The sequence below is a fragment of the Ruegeria sp. D6 genome, from assembly GCF_056534365.1.
This window is the reverse complement of the sequence record NZ_JBQFPH010000009.1, coordinates 69,038-87,271: the sequence shown is the minus strand read 5'-3', so window position 1 is coordinate 87,271 and position 18,234 is coordinate 69,038. Positions and strand designations below refer to the sequence as shown.

The window sequence follows — 18,234 nt, the reverse complement described above, 5'->3', positions numbered from 1 at the left end:
CCGCCCTCCCAGATCTGAGTGCTCCCATCGTAGTTCAGTGCATTGGTGAGCGTCGTTTCATCCGCTGCAGCAGAAAAATCAATCTGCGACAAACTCTTGGGCATGAAATCAAGCGCGAAGAAGGCCATGCGGAAGCCTTCCAAGGCTGCCAGACGCGAAGACGAAGGATTTTGAGATGCAGGCATATAGGTGATCCAATGACTAGGTCAGAGTGAGTGGCACGATTCCTAGTTGCGTAAAGGCGTCACAATTAAAGAAGTGAGAACTGTGGGTTCTGAACTCATTACAATCCTATTGGCAACATGGTTTTTGTTTACAACCAGTTGGTCATTTTCGGGCCTTGTTTGTGTTTTTTTTGCGAAAGGCCCCGGAGGCGGCGCCCAACTTTGTGAGTGGTATTGAGATTCTCCCTAGCACGTCGGATTCAGACATTCTTTACTGACCAAGCGTTCTGGGCTTCGGTCGGCAGCATTCTGCTGATCAGCGGATATCTGCAGGCATTTAACAGCCGCCTAGGACGGGAGTCGGGGCTCGTTCGCCAAGTGGGTTTAGGCTCGGGTCCACCAAGGCGTGATGCCGGGCACGGAGCAGTGACTGGAAAGGCCATTGCGCCGGAAACTTGACGCCCGGTGAATTTACGGTCCAATTGAATCAAACCTGAAAGATCCCATGAAGTCTTACCCCGAAACGGAGTGAACTTGATCCCGGTCACGTATCAGAAATCTAAATGGATCACTCCTGCGGAACTGATCAAAAGGTAGCGGCCAGACCCAAAAGCCCTTCTGTGGACTTTGCTCCTCAGCCTACTTTAGGTCACAGGACAAGATTAACAAGCTGCACTCTCTACGTTACAAATACAAACGAAAATCAAAGGCTTAAAAAGTGACTTTAAAATTTAGGTGCTCTTTCGACCGTTTTCTTCTTGTCATAAATTGCTCACTCATTCTTTTGATCTCTCTGATCGCTGTATTCTCATTTTTCGTCGGGATATTTTATGACACAGACCACTTTGCTGACACGTTTTTCATACTGGGAGCGGCCTGGCGTATTTTAGAAGGGCTTCGGCCCGTTATTGACTTCGGCCACTTTTACGGCGGCTTCATATCCGAAACACTTAGCTGGACAATGTATGTGTTCGGGACTCATGCTTCAGTGTTTTACCTACATAGTATTTTCTTAGGTTGCGCACTCATCGCATGTGCATTTCTGTTTTCGAGAACTCATATGTCGCCACTTGGTTTCTCTGGCGTGGCATTAGTCATTCTCACTCTATTGCTGACACGATATCCACTGGAGTTTAATGACCAGGTTATCCGGGTAATCTCAACGCATTCCTTTTTTTATAATCGTTTTGCGCAAGCTGCGATGTTTGTTGTGACGTTGTTTGTATTCTTCAAAAACGATCGTAAACGCCGTGAGGTGTTTGGGGGCGGTGTTTCTGGCATGTTGGTGGGCGCTGTCTGCTTGACGAAATCCACGTTTGTGCTCGTTCTGCCCGGTCTTTTCATTGCGCTGTTGATCATGCGGCGTTGGTTTGCAGCAGGCGGTGCGCTAATTGGATTGGGGCTGTTTGTACTTGTGTTTGACCCCAACCTTCAGCGCTTCTTTGGCTCATTGGATTATGCCCTCGCTCATGTGGGCGAGAGCAACGGCATTATGGGGCTCATAAGGAAAAGTGTACAAATCCCACTTTACCAACCGGTTGCCCTTTGCGCGACTTTGTTTGCCGTTGCCCTTTGTGTCAAAGACGCAACAATACGAGTGCCAGTCGCATCAGCTATTATTCTTGCAGGGACAGTCGTCGGCATGACCGCAACCATGGGCGGCAATGGATCTCTCGGCCAGTTGGCCCTGCCTACTTTCATCGCTTTGTGCATTGGATGCGCGGAACTCGCCCGGAAACACTCTGCCGAACACGAACCCGTTATTCGATATATCTCGGTCATCCTCATCCTGGCTTTTGCCACGCCACATGTGGCGAATATGCTTGGCGCTGCGGCGGAGGGATATTCGCGAAAATCGGAACGCCTGATCGAACATGGACCCTATGCGCGGTATTTGAGTGTACCGGAGCAGCAAGGGGAATCGAGCGGTCCTACCCAATATGAAATGCTTGCGGACGGCATCACCGCTTTGCGCGCATTAGGTGAGCCATCTCAATGGGGTGTCGTTGCAGATTCTGGCATTACTTTTGAACACGCACTTCTGGCCAAGCCCGTTGCCGGTTACCCGCTGTGGCAACGGGCTAGCGCGCCGGAGCTCGGCCCAGATCGCGCGTTGAGCGACGATATCGACATTATTCTTCTTGCACGTGGCGAAGCATTCGGAGCCACCTCAATCCTCAGATCAAAAATGACAGATAAATTCACTGTGTGCACCATTTCTAATTATTGGGAGGTATATGCACACCAAAGGCTTGCGCTTACCAATTGCGCAAAAGGCTCTAATTAACTGGTACAAATTTTGCACGATCATAGAGCAGGAAGCGCATGAAGCCGTACTCATCCTGTGTATAGCGAGGACGGTAAGTTCTCTCCATCAAGTTAAACTGCGTCACGTTTGCGGTAACCGGATCAAAACTTGAAACATCCAGGAAAGCCTCGACACTGAGGCCCGTCTCTTTAGCGTATTGCGCTTTAAGAGAAGCGAAATTCTTTTGCCTCTGCTCCAAATCAGGATCATCAAATTGCAGTCCTAAATGGGCAGTTATATCTTTGGCAGGGGAACCGGAATAGATATGGTTTTCTTCCAGATCTTTGACAGCAACACTACCGGTCATCAGCATTGAGCGTTTAGCAGCTTTAATGGGCCCCGTAATTGAATGTCCGACGAGCCAAACATCATCTTCCAATATAAGCGAACCAGATGAATTCCATCGACAACCTGCTAGCATATCGCCAAATTTCATATGGCTCCAAAGTTGCGAGTGCGCCCCAGCCCCCACGTTGTTCCCAATTCGCGTGAGACCACCCAAAGAGTCGATGATACAATAATGACCGAACCAGCAATTGTGGCCTATACTGGTTTCGATACCATGGATGATACCTCCATGGTGGATAGTTGTGTAATCCCCAATAGTTAGGTGCTCGACATCGATGTATAAATCACGGCCCAGGAAACAGCCAAATCCAATTGAGATGGTTTTGCAGCTCGGGCCGAAAGTGACATTCTCCCCAATTCGTGTCTGCTTACCAATATCGATCTGTGTCTCTGCGTTTTTCTGTGTATAGAGCATGATCTTTTTTGTTTCCCGCACCTGTAAGTTAACTGGCGTGGCAGCCTTGGAAATAGTTTTAGAACTTTGCTTTGCCAAACCCAAAGAGCCTTAAACAACTATAAATCACTGCAGCCGTTAGGCCAATGTTGAGAAACTGAGCAACCTCGGGCCTTAGAAACTGTGTCAATACAAAGATAAATCCAAGCGTAGCGACAAAGCCAACACCATAGGCCAGAAGAAAACGGACCAAATCAGATCGGTGGCCTGCGGTACTTTCAAAGGACCAGCGTCGATTGGCCAAATAGCTTATGCCCAAACCAAATACGTAGCATATTGCAGCGGCCCAAACGGGCGGAACTGCGCCCCAGATCAAGACAACGAAAACACAATATACCACCAGATTTGAGCCTATTCCCACAAGACCGTATCGGTAAAGGCTCCTTGGGATCACAGTGTCACACATCCCGCGCACGAGACAGTGCAGTCTCTTCAAGATCCGTGGTCTCCTGGATCAAGATGCGAGGGCGCCCTTGCACCTCTCGGAAAACACGACCCAGATAAAACCCATGTATTCCCAGAGTGGCCAAGATCAGCCCTGATAAGAACCAGATTGACAAGATGGTACTGGTCCAACCCTGGACTGTGAAGCTTCCCGCCAGCCACATCATAAGCAAGACAAAGGAAATCAACGCAGACATTCCGCTTAGGGCACCGCCCAACAGCACACTCAGTTTCAGAGGGCGGTCAGAGAACCGGATCACAATCGCAACAGCTAGGCGCAAAAGCCGGAGAAAATTATAAGAACTGGAACCCTCATGGCGGGTACCCCGGTCGACTTGATGTTTTGTCGTTGGGTACCCTGTGAGGCTCACCATAATGGGCAAGAAAATCTCTTGCTCGGTAAACAGCAATAATGTGTTGACCATACGGCGGCTGTAGATACCGAAGTTGCCGATATTGTCGATCTTGACCCCGGCGAGCCACTTTACGAGCGCATAGAAAGAGTTTGATGCCATCCGCCGGAGCTTTGAGTCCGACCATGTGCCCCGATCCACAATAACGGCTTCCACATCATCTTGCTGCACAAGACGATAAAGCTCTGGGATAACACTGGGATCATCCTGCAAATCGCAGTCAATCACAACGATGAAATCACCGCGCGCAGCTTCCAGCCCCGCCCAGATCGCGAGGTGTTGTCCATGATTGCGCGCCAACCTGATACCTCGGATACGTGGATCTTTTGCAGACAGCTCTTCTATCACCGGCCAAGGTTGATCTGGGCCGCGATCATCAACGAGCACAAGTTCCCAATCAAGACATTCATCTTGGAAAGCCATCTCTACGCGCTTGGCAAGCTCTGTCAGCGTGCTACGGCATCCATATATTGGAGAGATGACACTGATCAACGTCGCCGGCGCATCATGGGCTGTTTGAATGCTATTCGTCATGTATTTTCGAGCGCCCTATTCGCGACCTCAATCACCGTCTCTACGTCGCTTCCAAGGTCAAAGAACATCGGCAAACGAACCAAAGTGTCCGAAATCATATTGGTAACACGTAAGTCACCTGATGTACGGCCAAATTTCTGTCCCCCTGGCGAGCTGTGCAGTGGCACGTAGTGAAAAGGCGTGATCACGCCATTCTGCCTCATAAAATTGATGAACTCAGTCCGCGTGTTCAGCGAGTCCATCAAAAGATAAAACATATGCCCGTTGCCTTCGCAATTTAGAGGCGTATCGGGCAATCTGATCTGTCTTTGCGCCACCTGCGCCTCAAATGCCTCGAAATAAGTGTCAAAGACCGATAATCGCCGCGTTCGGATGGCGTCCTGCGTTTCTATTTGCGCGAGCAAAAAGGCCGCTATTAATTCTCCCGGCAGATAGGAAGACCCAACATCCACCCAAGTATATTTGTCGACAGCACCGCGAAAGAACTGCGACCGGTTGGTCCCCTTTTCTCGGATAATCTCGGCACGCTCCACCCAGTCTGGACGATTGATAACCAACGCACCTCCTTCGCCACTGATGACGTTCTTGGTCTCATGAAAACTGAAGGTGGCAGCGTCACCGAAAGTCCCTGCTTGCTGACCATTATAGGTTGACCCAAGCGCTTGGGCAGCATCTTCAACCAAAAACAGATCATGAGCCTTTGCTAACATAACGAGACGCTCTATGTCCGCCGGAAACCCAGCATAATGCACTGCAAAGATAGCCCGCGTCTTCTCTGTGATTGCCGCTTCAACTGCATCGGGGGCCATGCAGAGGGTCGACACATCAATATCTACAAACACAGGCGTGGCACCGCGCAGGACAACCGCATTGGCTGTTGAGACAAAGGTGAAAGAGGGCATTATGACCTCATCTCCTGGCGCCAAATCACAAAGCATCGCCGCCATTTCAAGTGCAGCCGTACAAGAATGTGTTAGTAGTACACTTGGCGCACCCAACTGCGCCTTGAGCAAATTACAACAGCGCTCAGTGTATGTTCCGTCACCAGCCAATTGCCCCCGTCGCACGGCATCCCGGACATATTTTATTTCATTTCCAACAAGACTCGGTTTGTTGAATGGGACATCTATTTCGTTCATCTTTATCTTCTAAAAATTGTTTTCAGATAGTAACTTTATTACAATACTACGCAAAGTGAATGTCTTTTGCATTGGCCTCTGTTTACCGTTGATAGCTCGTCCATCCAAACCTTGTTTTTCGTAGCTCATGGCTAGGCACTAAATTCCGACAACATTGTATTGATGTGGAAATTTCGACGAAGCCATTCTCGGCATTGCTTAGGGCTGCCTTCATGTTGTCGACGAACACACTTCAGATACAAGGATCTCGTTTGGAGCTAGATTCTTTTTTCGCATGCGAAAGCGAACGTTCTATCAGACTGTAAATAAGGGAAATTGTATGCTGAGCTGTGGAAACATAAGCACTTCGAGACCCTTTGGGCTGAAACGTCTCAAATGCTCCTCTAGTGTTGGTGCGCGCCACGCATTTTCTGAAAATGTGTTAGGCACGCCGTTTAGCGAGCCACTTACGCAGATCTTCCACCAGTCCAGCGTCCAGCCCCTGCCCTTGCAACACGATCCGCCCTCGTTTGGCTTCCAGGTAAACCCCTTTGGCAACTTCTTCACCGCGCGTTTTAGTTTGCGCAGAGCGCACGCCCTGCCCGTTTGACACTTTCGCCAGCGCGCGTTCCAGCGCGCGGCGTTCGGATATCGAGTCCACGGCCGGTGTCTTGCGCAAACTGTCAGTGAGGCGTTTTCCGAACCCTGGCGTTGTTTCGATGGTTTTGACCAGGGCGAGTCCGAGTTTCTCGGGGATGGCCGCCGGGAAGCGCAGATGTGTGCCCAGAGCGTTGTGCAGACGCATGAACGCAAGGATTTTGGACCGCTTAGACGCGCTGGCATGGGCAAAGAGTCCTTGGACGGCAGCTTCCCCTGAAGCATAGACGCCGATGCGTGCGGCCTCCGAGGCCACACGGGCGCGTTCGTAGAACGACAGGTTGGCGCGGATCTCGTTTTCTTCGACCATCGCGACATAAGCGGCATCGGCGCTCTCTGGAGCCCGGATCAGCGCCAGCACAGAGCCCTGCTTTAGAGCTTTTAGCGCTTCCAGCCGGCGCAGACCCGAGATCAGGCCATATCCGCCATCCGGCAGCGCCACGACTTCAATGGGTGTTTGCTGCCCACGCGCCGCCAGGCTAGCCTGAAGGGCCGCCATTTCATCAGGGTCCAACACGATCCGGTCGCGCAGCAGATGATCCACCTTGATGTCATCCACTGGCAGAGACTGGATCAAGCGCCCCTCTTCGCGGGCAGCGCGCATCGCCTCAGCAACCTCTTCAAAAGCACCCTGCCCTGCGGCCTCGCGCGTCACATGGGCGATCGGCGCACGTCCGGGTGCGCCAAGGGCCGCTCCATGGGTCCTGATCTCCTGTGCCGGAGACACATTCTCAGGGTTGGCCGGTTCCAATCGTCTGCGTTTGGCCATGCTCTGTCTCCCTGTCTGGTTACTCAGCCGCCGATGTCGCCTGCGCCAGTTCATCACGGCGCCATGCTCCGATGAGAAGTTGCTTGAATGCGGCATAGGTCTCATCGAAGGTTGCCCGTCCGCGGGCATAGGTGTCGCGGTTAAAGTCGCGGTAATCAGCCTCATAGATACCATGCACCTGCTCGCCCGTCTGACCAATCAGAGCAGTGTAATCTTGCCGGAAGGGAGACAGGCGCCGCCCGAGATAGGCCTGCATGAGCCCTGCCATCTCGGCCTGTTGCGAGGCATCGTAACGGGTGATCACAGTCTGCACCGCATCCCACTCAAATCTTAGCTCGGCACGCCCAAGCGCCCGTGCGGCCATGTTTTCACCTTCTTCAATGGACTCAAAAGCAGAGTGCATCATGTCAAAAAACCGCCCCGTGCTGTCAAACTCCACGAAGGAGGCGCCGGTGGGCACGATCAGGATATCCGCTGCCGCCAGGCCGTTAATTGTCAGATAGCCAAGGGCGGGGGGCGTATCGAGCACGATGAGATCATACTGATCCAGCACGCCATCGGCTTCCAGCGCCTCGGTGAGAGCATCCCAAAGCTTCCAGCTGCGAGCGGCAAGACGCCAGACGGGGATTTGGAATTCGGACCAGTAGAGGTTCAACTGCGCACCGATCAGATCAATGTTGGGCCAATGGGTGGGGCGGATGAGATCCACCGAGCTGATGTCCAGTGCTTCTGTCAGTGTTTCATCAAGTGGCAGGGGAGCTTCGCCTCGGTCCAGCCGCCGCTGGTTTTCGCTGCGCAAATGCATCGCATAATGCCGCGCGATCAGTGGGAAGACCGTCTGCCATTCGTCTTCAACTTGTCCGTTAAGAATTGACGTCATCGACCCCTGGCTGTCGAGATCAATCACCAGCACCTTGTAGCCGTCGAGCGCGGCAGACATTGCGAGATGCGCTGCCGTTGAAGTCTTGCCAACCCCGCCTTTGAAATTGGCCACGGCCGCAATCTTGGCGGGCAGGCCCTCCGGACGATAAGGCAGATATTCTTTGGCCTTAGATCCTTCCGCACCAAAATGCGCCCGCAACCGCAAGACCTCATCAAAGGTAAACCACTTCGCGCCACCCTCTGTCTCAGAGCGCCCCTGTGGCAAGTCAGGATGAGTGCGCAACACACGACGGAAATGAGCGGGAGCTACGGGGATCAGATATTTGGTGATTTCCCACGTGGAGAACAGGCGCAAGTTCTTGGCCCCTGTTGCATCCAGCCCTCGGCTTGCAAGATCTGTGCGCCCCTTTAGACAGGCTTCCGCAATCTCTCTGAAGTCTTGAGTAGACACAGAATTTTGCAATGATGACAAAGCTGCATCGGGAGAGATGTTGAAATAGGGCGGGAGGTCTGCTCTGCTCATAAGCCTCTCCATGTATCACGTTTTTTCCAGAATATCAAAAATCATGGTACATGCAAGAAAACATATGCCCCTTCCGACTCTTTCTAAGTAATTTCAGAGATTTGCCTTAATGTGAAAAGGTTTGGTGATTTGCTGGTTTGGTCCCTTAAGCTTGTTAATTTTTAGTTATTATATAGTTACGAAATATCTATGTCTTCGGTAACATATTGATATTGAATATATTTTAGATACCTCTTTGTCTTCAAGTGACTCTGAAGCCACGATAGAGTGATTCTGATCCCACGTTTGAGCGACTCTGAAGCCACGATCTGAACAGTGGCCCTGTGGACAGAATCGAACCCCTCCCCTAGGGTCGGGTGTTAATGAAACACCGAAAGCCGGGCAGCCTAATCGGGACAAGCGCGGTGGGATCGAGCAGAGCCATGACATATTTTCTACCGACCGCATTGCGGATCGGAGCCTTCTGATGAATGCAGGTATTGCGACCGGCGGCGGGGCGGGACCTGAGGACTTTTTCGTTTGCGATTTCTTTGCAGCGGTGCCCAAACATGATCTCGCTTCGATGGAGCATCCGCTCTTTTCCCTCTCGACGCGTCCAGATCGGCGCATACTCGAATACCGGCACAATGATGTGGAGGTTGTGGTCACGCCATCCGTCAAAGGGCGCGCTACGATCTTTGATGCAGATATCCTGATCTTTTGCATCTCGCAGTTGGTGGCCGCGCTCAATGCAGGCAAACCGACGGCGCGTACACTCACGCTGACCGCTCATGACCTGCTGCTGGCGACGGGGCGGGAAACCTCCGGGGATGGCTACCGACGGCTGCGCGATGCCTTTGAGCGCTTGGCAGGCACACGCATCACCACCAATATCGCCACGGGTCCCAAGGATGATCCGCTCGAAGTCACCACTGGGTTCGGTCTGATCGAACGCTGGGAAATTGTGCGGCGTACCCGCGGCGGCCGTATGGTCAGCGTGGCGGTCACACTGTCTGACTGGCTCTATCGTGCCGTACTGGCGAAGTCGGTTTTGACCTTGAATAGAGAGTATTTCCGACTGCGCCGCCCGTTGGAGCGCCGTCTTTACGAGCTGGCACGCAAGCATTGCGGACGTCAGCCGGAATGGCGGGTTTCGATAGAGGTGCTCTGCAAGAAGTCGGGCTCGGCCTCTCCGCGCAGAGTGTTCCGTGCCATGGTGCGCGAGATCATTCGTGATGGCCGGTTGCCGGATTACACGCTCACCGAGGAGCCGGGGGATATGATCTGCGTGCGCCCGATGGCCGTGATTGAGGAGTCCGCAGGAGCAGGGGCTGCGCTTGCCCCGGAGACTTTCGAGACCGCCCGTCGCTTGATACCTGGCTGGGATGTCTATGCGCTGGAGGCCGACTGGCGCGCCATGTGGCACGCCTCCGGCCAACCTCGCCTCAAAAGCGCGGACGCTGCCTTTCTTGGGTGGGTAAAGAAACGCGCTGCCGAGATGTGATTTTCCGGTCAGGTGTCTCGGAATTCCCCTATTTTTCGGAACCGCTTGCGCTAGTGTTTCGCATGCGAAAAGGGTTGTGTTTTAGAGATGTGGAATAAAGGGCAACAGGACTGAGCTTGGAAGGGCGTTATGCTGGAATGTGCGTTTGAAAGCTGGTCGCCGACGATTGGAGACCCGAGTCTCATGGGCTGGCTCACAGTGGTTGCCTATGTTGTCGCGGCGGTTGTAAGCTTGCGTACTGCGTTAGTTGGGGATTTTCCTGCGGCTCTGGCGGGCCGGGAAAGAGCGTTCTGGGTGTTATTGGCCGTGCTTTTGTCTCTGCTCGCGCTCAATAAGCAATTAGACCTGCAATCTTTTCTAACCGCTTCCGCACGCTGTCTTGCGATCGAGCAGGGTTGGTATGAGAACCGTCGTCCGGTGCAGTTGGCCTTCATTGGAGCTGTTGGGATCTGCTGCCTGATCATTGGTTGGGCGGCGGCGCTGTTGTTGGGAAGAAGTCTGAGACGAACATGGCTCGCGCTTTTGGGGCTATGTGTTGTATTGGCCTTTATCTTAATCCGCGCGGCTGGTTTTCACCATGTCGATACGCTGATCGGTATGGAGATTTATTCCATCCGGGCAAACTGGGTTCTGGAACTGTCCGGTCTTGTATTGATCCTGATCGCAGGTCTTCTGCATCCTCGGTGGAATTCTGATCGAGTCCGATAAGGCAAGATTACTGGACATTATCAAGAGAAATGGGGCAGGGCGAAAAAGCAGCCATAATGAGTAACAAAGCGCCGCAATCAAAAATACGGTAGAACTTTATTACTTCAAATTTAAGGCTTCGATGCTTAACCAATCCTGTGAACTTATCTTTCACTAGCCGCAGAAACCTTGATGACATCGCCGGATTCTCCGCTGAAACTTTAATATCCCAACAAATCCGCCGCTGGGTTTTCAACGATGTCAACGTCATCGTAATATTTCTGTGCCTGCGCGAGAGAGCGGTGCAGCGACAGGCGCATGGCAGCCTGGATCGGGGCGCCGTCGAGCGCGGCCTGGGTCAGAAAGCCCGAGCGTAGCCCGTGGGGTGAGGCGAAGTCGTCCGGTAGCCCGGCCAGTTTCAGCCGGTGCTTGACGATCTGCGCAATCGCATCCGGGGTCAGGCGGCGCTTCAGCACCCGGTCCGCTTTCGAGATCGGGCGGAACAGGGGGCCATCCTCGATCTGTCCAACCTCGACCCAATACACCAGCGCCTGTGCGGCGCGGCCCTTCAGCACCAACCGGGGCGTCTCGCCCTTGCTCGTGGTCTTGGTTTCCAGCAGGGAGACCCAGACCACGCCTGATTTCTCAAACTCTTTCAGCGACACATCTTCGCGCCGCAGCCCGGTGATCTCAGACCGGCGCCGGCCGCCCGAGGCCCAACCCAGCATCAGGATCGCCCGGTCGCGACAGTCGCGGCGGGAGCCGCGGCAGGTGGCCAGCATCTGCTCCAGCACATCGCGGGTGATCGGATGGGCGGATTTCGGGGCTGGGGCGCGCGCAGCGGCACGACGCGCTTTGGCGCGGGCCTGCTTGACCTGCGGCGCATCGAACGGTGAGGCAAGGTTCTTCATCCGGTGAAAGGCCAGCCAGGAGGCGATGCGCCGGTCCAGTGTCGACGGGGCAGGGCAGGCCAGCGATCTGCGCAGTCCTTGCGCAATCAGTCCTTCCGCCGCCTGCCGGGCGATGTCGCCTTTGGGCGCATCGCCAAGATCGCGGGCATGATCGAGAATGAAAGCCAGGGCTGTGGCCTCACTCTCAGGCCAATCCAGCGCCGTGCTGAAGCGCGCTGACTTCCAGGCGGTGACATAGAGCAGGTCGCGCTCATAAGCCCGCAGCGTATTGGCAGGCGTGCCGCGGACATAGAGGTCCGTCAGCGCCTCTTGATCGGCTTGAGACAGGGCAGGGGAGGCGGCCGGGAGATATGGGGCAGGGGGCTTCATGTGGTCCATTCTGCGCGGTTTTCGCGGCAAGATCAATTACTCCTGATAAGGGATACTTATCGGATATGATTGATGAATTATAGTACATACCTAATAATAAGCATAAGGTTAGAATAATGCGCGCTAAGCTGACATTTATCCTATTTTTATCAGATTAGCACGGGGGTAGTATTGGTTGATGAGCAGCAAAAATTTCAAAAGTCTTTTATCGTTACCAAACCACGTCAAAGAAAGACAAATTTCATGCGATTTGGAAGAAACCGTGGAATTCCCAGCAAAAGAAGGCCAAAATGAAACGGTAAAAGGTCACTGAGTATTCGGCAGATCGCCGAGAAGAGCTCAAGGCAAAATGGAAGAGTCTGAATATGAAATCTATTGTCGTGCTGCTCGCTTCAATCGTGATCGGGGCTATGGCATTACCAGCCATGGCGCAGGGTTATCGCATTCAATCAGGTGATACGCTGCTTATTGAAGTGCTGGAAGATGAAAGTCTGAACCGTGAAGTCCTAGTACCTCCGGATGGTCGGATCAACATACCGCTAGCGGGTACGCTGCGTGCTTCAGGTCGAAGCGTTGAACAGGTTAGCAATGAACTGGCGCAGCTACTGGCTCCTAACTTCGCCTCTCAGCCGAATGTTTTTGTGTCGCTCGGTTCACTCAATGAGCCGCGAGAGCCATTTCGCAGAACAATTGATGTTTTTGTGATAGGCGAAGCCGGATCACCAGGGCGACATACACCGGAAAGTGGTACAACACTTCTGCAATTCTTCGGCGAGATGGGTGGATTTTCTAGATTTGCCGCTACAAAACGGATAATGCTGCGCCGTACAGACAAATCAGGTAAAGAAACCGTGTACCAGTTTAACTATGATGCGATGCTGGATGGCACAGGAACAGGGGCGTCGACAAAGCTAGCCGATGGAGATGTGATCGTAATTCCAGAACGGCGCTTGTTCGAATAACCCCGAAAAGGGGCGGGGCAGTGAAACAAAGGCTATTTGTACAGACGGCGTTGTGTGGCGCTGTGTGTTTTGTCGTAAACTCAGATAATCGTGCCAGAGCTCAAGGTGTAGACCTAGATCCCGGTGGCCCCCAAATGACGCTAGGCCTCGCTCAACGTATAGAATCCGGAGAAAACTTGACACTTGATGTCCCCGAAGAGGGCCATGGAACGATTTCTTCGACAATCTTGTCATTCGGGCTGTCCAGCGAAACCCCAATCCAAAGCCTGAGTTTGGATGCCGTCACCGCCCTGCGTTGGTCTGATTTGCCAAATAGAGGTAATGAATTCGATATTGGCGATTCAATTTTCAATTTTGATTACATTCGTGATGGGGCCAACGCTGGCTTAGATTTTGGTGCCGATTTCTCAAGCTACGATATCGGATTTTCGCGATCGCTGCGAACTTTCCTCGATGACGATGGTGTACTACGCATACCGTCCGATTTCCCTGACCTGACCGGCGACGGAACGCGCAATGAATACAACCTGGCCTTCCAAATGGACTTTGGTCGCCGGGACTTGATTGGATACTATTTCCGCGTAGATGCCCAGGAACTCAGATATACTGATCAAACAAGCCCAACGCTTTCCGATAACAGTACCATCAGTGCAGGAGCGGGAGTCAGCTTTGCCTTATCTCCAATAACCACAGCTACCGTAGATGTCAGCGCGGAGCGATTTGAAGAAGATGATCCGGATCAACGGCATCGGACTACCAAAGACATAACGCTTGGACTACTCCACGAACTCACGTCAAGAACTCGCGTCAATTTTGCCTTTGGGTATACCGACATTGATGATCGGCGCGACATAGAGGGTGATGCGCTTACCACTGGCCCGATTGGCAGTTTCGGTATCGAACATGATATGCCAAACGGTACGGCAACATTCGATTTGGAAACTGAGCTCGCTACAGCCGGGCGCCTCAATAGGTTGAGGGTTGGTCGTAGCAGAGAAGTCCTCGGCGGGGACTTTTTGGCGAGCCTTGGCGTTGCGCATACAAATGATGGAAAGACTGAGCCCATCGGGTCGTTAAGCTACGCTCAAGTTTTCGGAGAAAACGAAATCCGTGTCTTTTTTGACCGGGATGTTGTTATTACAGATGATGACGTGTTTCGCGATGAGTACATCTTAGACATCGTCTATATTCTGGGTCTTGGCCCCTCTTCCCGTCTCGGGTTTTCCGCAACCCAAGTCCTTACCGATGATACTATCGTTGACCCACGCGTTGAGCGGACAGATTTGAATGCTGTTTATAGTTATGAGCTTGAGTCCGAGTGGGTCTTAAATGCCGGCCTTAACTACCGTATACGAGACGAAGACGGCCTCGGCCGCGCGACAAGCCCTTTAGCATTTTTTTCAATTGGTAGAGAGTTCGCCTGGCGGCCCTAACACGTTGCTGATGCTCCTTGGGTCGGTTTGAAGAGTTTGATGTCGAGTTCTTCGGTCTTTCCTCCAAAGAAGTCACCATCATGGCTTCACAGCACCGCCAGTTTCTGGAGGCTGCATGGGAAGTGCCTGAAAACGCGGGACACCCACCTGAAAATTCCCCGGACCCATCGGGGTGTTCGCTAGGTGTGGGAAAGGTAGGGCAATTTGCTCATTGCTTCTCAGGTAACATCAAAACCCAAGGTAGTGATTAATGCTCAAAGCCCGACGGGTTTTTAGATTGCCAGTTCCATGCTGTTCTACATATATCAGTTAAGTCACGCTTAGCGGTCCAATCAAGTAACCTTTGTGCTTTGGACACTTCGGCAAAACTACGTGCTACATCACCTTGGCGCCTTTCCGCGATTTTGAATGGGATTTCTCTGCCTGATGCTTCCTCGAACGCTTTCACCATTTCCAATACAGTGATTCCTGTTCCGGTACCGACATTAATGGCTTCGCATCCATGGTTCTCGTGAGCGTATTTGACGGCGGCAAGATGGGCTGCCGCTAGATCATCAATATGGATATAATCACGCTCGCCCGTGCCATCCCGAGTTTCATAATTGTTGCCAAAAATGCTGAGCTCTTTGAGTCTGCCGACTGCCACCTGAGAGATGTAGGGCAGCAGATTATTTGGGATCGCGCGCGGATCCTCTCCGATATTGCCAGACTCATCCGCCCCAACCGGGTTAAAATACCGCAAGAGGACGGCACTCGCGTGCGGTCGTGAAGCAATCCAATCGCGGATAATCTCTTCGATAAAGTATTTTGTGCGACCGTACGGATTGGTGGGGTTTAGTGGGTGATCTTCGTCATACGGAAGATACTGCGCCTCGCCATAAACCGTGGCAGAAGATGAGAAGACGATATTCTGGCAGCCGTGCCGCTGCATGCAGTCCAGCAGGTTTATGCTGCCCGAAACATTCTGCGCGTAATAGGTCAGTGGTTTTTCGTTGGACTCACCAACCGCTTTTAATCCCGCAAAGTGAATGACCGCGTCGGGGCGAAATTTCTCAAAGACCTCATCAAGCACATCTGGGGCGCGATAATCGCCAACGTGAGTTGCAAAGCTCGAGTTGGTTAGTTTCTGGACCCGGCGCAACACTTCAGGCGAGCTGTTGGAGAAGTTATCCAGCGCCAGCACGTCAATGCCATCTTGCAGCAGTTTTAATAGCGTATGGCTTCCAATATATCCGGCACCGCCGGTCAACAGTACACGCATACCGCCTAATTCCTTGTCGCCTTGTTATCGTTGCACGGTCTTTCAGCCAAAGGAGACCCTATACCAACGCAATCGTGTTAGCCATCAAATGATTTGGAGCACGAGCGGATGGCCGGCATCGTGGGATCAGGGGCGACGCTGTTTCAATCTGCGCCGCATTCCCTTGACGCAGCATGCGGGTTTCTCGATTGACTGGTTTTTAATCTCTTTTGTACCTCAGAGGATTGCTTCAGCCTGATCAATCGTGGTTGTCGGTTGGTCTGCTATGGGTAGGAGCAGTTGATGCCCCCCGCTGGTCGGGATGGGTTTCGTCGTTTCTCAGCCAATAGAGCGCGGCTGGGGGTTTGGCTCACCTAGCGTCGCCCAAGTGAGCACAAAATTACAATGGAAACTAAAGCGTATTTCGAAGGTTGAGCCTGAACGAAAACCGCCTCGAAGATTCTCCGTTAGGTAAAGACTTATGGTGTCGCTTGTAGGAATTTCTCTTACCATCGCAGTCTCATAACCAAAGTGGCAACGAACTGACGGGTAGAGCATCTTGAAAAGTGTTTCTTTTGCCGAAAACATCAATGTAGCCAGCTCGAGGCGCGAATAACCAGTTTGTGTGTTCAGTAGCTTTCGTTCCTTGCATGAAAGGCATACTTCTTGGACTGCAGCGAGCGTTTCACCGTCAACTATACGTTCAATATCTACCCCTACGCGATCCCTCGAGTTGTTTGAGAGTATGGTTGCGCAACGACCATAAGAATGAGTAATTGAACCAATTGCATTTTTAGGCCAGATCGGCTCCCGGTTGCGGCCTGACGGAATGTGGACGTTCTTGATACCAAGACTCGACAATCCAACATGTGCAAGAACTCGCCCTGCAAGATACTCTGCGCGGCGACTTTTAACCGCGTATTTGAACTGTTCGGGAAAGCGCACACCCAAGGTTTTATAGTGAGCATCTTCAAAACGGTCGACATCATAGCAGCATTGAAGCAATGTCATACGCGCGCGCATGATTGGGTAACTACTAATGCCTGCGAGGAATGAACCAGACAATTCCGCCAGATCACCGGGAATTCCCTCACTTCCAAGAATGGGTGCCATTAGCTTTCCAATGACCCTATTGAATTGTGCATTTTTGAGCTTCCCGATTCATAAAAGGTCCGCCATGGAGAAAGTGAACGCTCTAATAAGCATTTGTCGGTAAAGATCATGACCTAAGACCCAACTTCCCTCCAGCGTTTAGGAGAATCCGTCGTTTGATTCCTGACCTTATGCGGCCTTGGTTTCCAGTCTCGATTTCGTTGCAAATTCCTGCGGCGTGAGATTGCCGAGGGATGAGTGGGATCCGTATTGGTTATAGTCCTCCTTCCAGGCTGTGATCTTCTCGCGGGCTTCCTTCTCTTCCAACGAACGGATCGCACCATCAAACCCTGGGATCAAACACCCGGATCTGTGTTCAAGATTCTAGACAAAGCAAGATCTGAACTGAAGCCGAAAGAATTTGCCCAAACGGTTCGAAAAGAACCAGATGCTTTTGCAAAGTACTATGGACAATGAAAGGACACTCACGCATCAAGGAAGAGACCAAGTTCCTATTTCCGTCACTGGCAGCCTGTATGAGTGATGCGGCAATGAGTGAGACAGATATCCAGCATACAGCCAAAGTTCTGGATCTTGTAAACTTCCCTGATCGGGCTGGATTGTTCAAAAGCATCCAGGAGCACTGGCAAAGAAGTCAGGGGTTTGCACTGGCGACATTGAACCTCGACCACATTGTGAAGATGCGTGGCAACCCTGACTTCTTCCAATCTTATAAAGCGCATAGTCATATTGTAGCAGATGGTAACCCGATCGTGTGGCTCTCGCGGATGGCGGGGCGGGAGGTTGATCTGATGCCGGGATCCGAGTTGATAGAGCCTCTGGCCGAAATGGCCGCTCGCGATAATGTACCTGTGGCGTTTTTGGGAGCCACACCTGAAACACTTGATCGGGCGGCACAGAGATTGACTACCCAATACCCAGAATTGCGTGTGGTTGAACAGATTGCGCCCCCTTTTGGGTTTGATCCCCAGGGGGTGAAGGCTGTTTCCTATCTTGAAGCAATACGACAGTCCGGAGCGCAACTGTGCTTTCTGGCTTTGGGGGCGCCCAAGCAGGAACAATTGGCGATTGAAGGGCGCAGGCATGCTCCTGGCTGCGGATTTGTCTCAATCGGTGCTGGGCTTGATTTCATCGCGGGTAGCCAGACTCGTGCACCCAAATGGGTAAGGACACTGGCGCTAGAATGGGTATGGCGTATGCTGAGGAACCCAAAGCGCCTAGCTGGGCGCTATTGGCAATGTATTCTGATTTTACCGGGGTTGGTGCGCGAGGCGCGACGGATTGGGAGACAGAATTGACAAGCGATCCATCTGGCATTTCGGCGACCGCCCCGGACTATCGTAAATGCCCCACGCACAGGGCCCACCGAAGAAAGCGAACGCCTTGTCGTGCGCATCGAACACTATCTCCTGTGTCTCTCGG

At 52.4% G+C, this 18,234-nt stretch carries 18 protein-coding genes; 7 read left to right on the top strand and 11 right to left on the bottom strand.

From position 1 onward, the window contains the following. A partial coding sequence (locus ACR0A1_RS20210) for a hypothetical protein (protein WP_480459937.1) occupies positions 1–185 on the bottom strand: 185 nt, incomplete at its 3' end. Between the two features lie 697 nt (positions 186–882). Between ACR0A1_RS20210 and ACR0A1_RS20205 the strand changes: the two genes are divergently transcribed. After that, entirely contained in the window at positions 883–2,451 is a 1,569-nt protein-coding gene (locus ACR0A1_RS20205) for a hypothetical protein (protein ID WP_480437956.1), read from the top strand. Here ACR0A1_RS20205 and ACR0A1_RS20200 read toward each other — a convergent pair. From ACR0A1_RS20200 to ACR0A1_RS20175, 6 genes are all read right to left on the bottom strand, one after another. Further along, positions 2,444–3,313, bottom strand: coding sequence for an acyltransferase (locus tag ACR0A1_RS20200; protein ID WP_170399746.1), 870 nt, complete (start codon positions 3,311–3,313; stop codon positions 2,444–2,446). The genes ACR0A1_RS20205 and ACR0A1_RS20200 overlap by 8 nt on opposite strands. Beyond that, entirely contained in the window at positions 3,294–3,680 is a 387-nt protein-coding gene (locus ACR0A1_RS20195; RefSeq protein ID WP_170598660.1) for a GtrA family protein, read from the bottom strand. The genes ACR0A1_RS20200 and ACR0A1_RS20195 overlap by 20 nt, the downstream gene beginning before the upstream one ends. Further along, positions 3,673–4,665, bottom strand: coding sequence for a glycosyltransferase family 2 protein (locus tag ACR0A1_RS20190; RefSeq protein WP_480755189.1), 993 nt, complete (start codon positions 4,663–4,665; stop codon positions 3,673–3,675). The genes ACR0A1_RS20195 and ACR0A1_RS20190 overlap by 8 nt, the downstream gene beginning before the upstream one ends. Further along, positions 4,662–5,804: a dTDP-4-amino-4,6-dideoxygalactose transaminase gene (rffA, locus tag ACR0A1_RS20185; protein ID WP_170567826.1), complete on the bottom strand. Its 1,143-nt coding sequence runs from the start codon at positions 5,802–5,804 to the stop codon at positions 4,662–4,664. Before rffA ends, ACR0A1_RS20190 begins: the two co-directional genes overlap by 4 nt. A 421-nt stretch (positions 5,805–6,225) precedes the next feature. Beyond that, positions 6,226–7,209 (bottom strand): ParB/RepB/Spo0J family partition protein, encoded by a 984-nt coding sequence (locus ACR0A1_RS20180; RefSeq protein ID WP_480537314.1) that lies wholly within the window; start codon positions 7,207–7,209, stop codon positions 6,226–6,228. A gap of 19 nt (positions 7,210–7,228) precedes the next feature. Then, a complete protein-coding gene (locus ACR0A1_RS20175) occupies positions 7,229–8,614 on the bottom strand; it encodes an AAA family ATPase (RefSeq protein ID WP_170567830.1) in 1,386 nt (461 codons plus the stop codon). 466 nt (positions 8,615–9,080) lie between these two features. Here ACR0A1_RS20175 and ACR0A1_RS20170 point away from each other — a divergent pair, with 466 nt between their 5' ends. Together ACR0A1_RS20170 and ACR0A1_RS20165 are read left to right on the top strand one after the other, a co-directional pair. Further along, on the top strand, positions 9,081–10,097 hold the full coding sequence (locus ACR0A1_RS20170) for a replication initiator protein A (RefSeq protein ID WP_480755186.1): 1,017 nt from the start codon (positions 9,081–9,083) through the stop codon (positions 10,095–10,097). Between the two features lie 183 nt (positions 10,098–10,280). After that, on the top strand, positions 10,281–10,805 hold the full coding sequence (locus ACR0A1_RS20165; RefSeq protein ID WP_255612277.1) for an isopropylmalate isomerase: 525 nt from the start codon (positions 10,281–10,283) through the stop codon (positions 10,803–10,805). 200 nt (positions 10,806–11,005) lie between these two features. Here the strand turns inward: ACR0A1_RS20165 and ACR0A1_RS20160 are convergent, their stop codons facing one another. Beyond that, positions 11,006–12,064, bottom strand: coding sequence for a tyrosine-type recombinase/integrase (locus ACR0A1_RS20160; protein ID WP_480755184.1), 1,059 nt, complete (start codon positions 12,062–12,064; stop codon positions 11,006–11,008). 365 nt (positions 12,065–12,429) lie between these two features. Between ACR0A1_RS20160 and ACR0A1_RS20155 the strand changes: the two genes are divergently transcribed. From ACR0A1_RS20155 to ACR0A1_RS20145, 3 genes are all read left to right on the top strand, one after another. Then, a complete protein-coding gene (locus ACR0A1_RS20155) occupies positions 12,430–13,026 on the top strand; it encodes a polysaccharide biosynthesis/export family protein (RefSeq protein WP_170399770.1) in 597 nt (198 codons plus the stop codon). 176 nt (positions 13,027–13,202) lie between these two features. Next, entirely contained in the window at positions 13,203–14,459 is a 1,257-nt protein-coding gene (locus tag ACR0A1_RS20150) for a hypothetical protein (protein ID WP_170399773.1), read from the top strand. Positions 14,460–14,539: 80 nt separating this feature from the next. Further along, complete coding sequence (locus tag ACR0A1_RS20145) at positions 14,540–14,710, top strand: hypothetical protein (RefSeq protein WP_480755191.1); 171 nt, start codon at positions 14,540–14,542, stop codon at positions 14,708–14,710. On the opposite strand, the gene galE is transcribed toward ACR0A1_RS20145, so the two are convergent. The 3 genes from galE to ACR0A1_RS20130 all read right to left on the bottom strand — a co-directional run bounded on the left by galE (position 14,707) and on the right by ACR0A1_RS20130 (position 17,118). Continuing rightward, a complete protein-coding gene (gene galE / locus ACR0A1_RS20140; protein ID WP_170598672.1) occupies positions 14,707–15,720 on the bottom strand; it encodes a UDP-glucose 4-epimerase GalE in 1,014 nt (337 codons plus the stop codon). The two genes, ACR0A1_RS20145 and galE, sit on opposite strands and share 4 nt — an antisense overlap. 318 nt (positions 15,721–16,038) lie before the next feature. Next, positions 16,039–16,812, bottom strand: a complete 774-nt coding sequence (locus ACR0A1_RS20135; RefSeq protein ID WP_170567840.1) for a 4'-phosphopantetheinyl transferase superfamily protein — start codon at positions 16,810–16,812, stop codon at positions 16,039–16,041. A gap of 168 nt (positions 16,813–16,980) precedes the next feature. Further along, positions 16,981–17,118, bottom strand: coding sequence for an integrase core domain-containing protein (locus ACR0A1_RS20130; protein WP_480869000.1), 138 nt, complete (start codon positions 17,116–17,118; stop codon positions 16,981–16,983). Positions 17,119–17,342: 224 nt separating this feature from the next. Between ACR0A1_RS20130 and ACR0A1_RS20125 the strand changes: the two genes are divergently transcribed. Continuing rightward, positions 17,343–18,110 (top strand): WecB/TagA/CpsF family glycosyltransferase, encoded by a 768-nt coding sequence (locus tag ACR0A1_RS20125; protein ID WP_170567842.1) that lies wholly within the window; start codon positions 17,343–17,345, stop codon positions 18,108–18,110. The last annotated feature ends 124 nt before the right edge of the window (positions 18,111–18,234 follow it).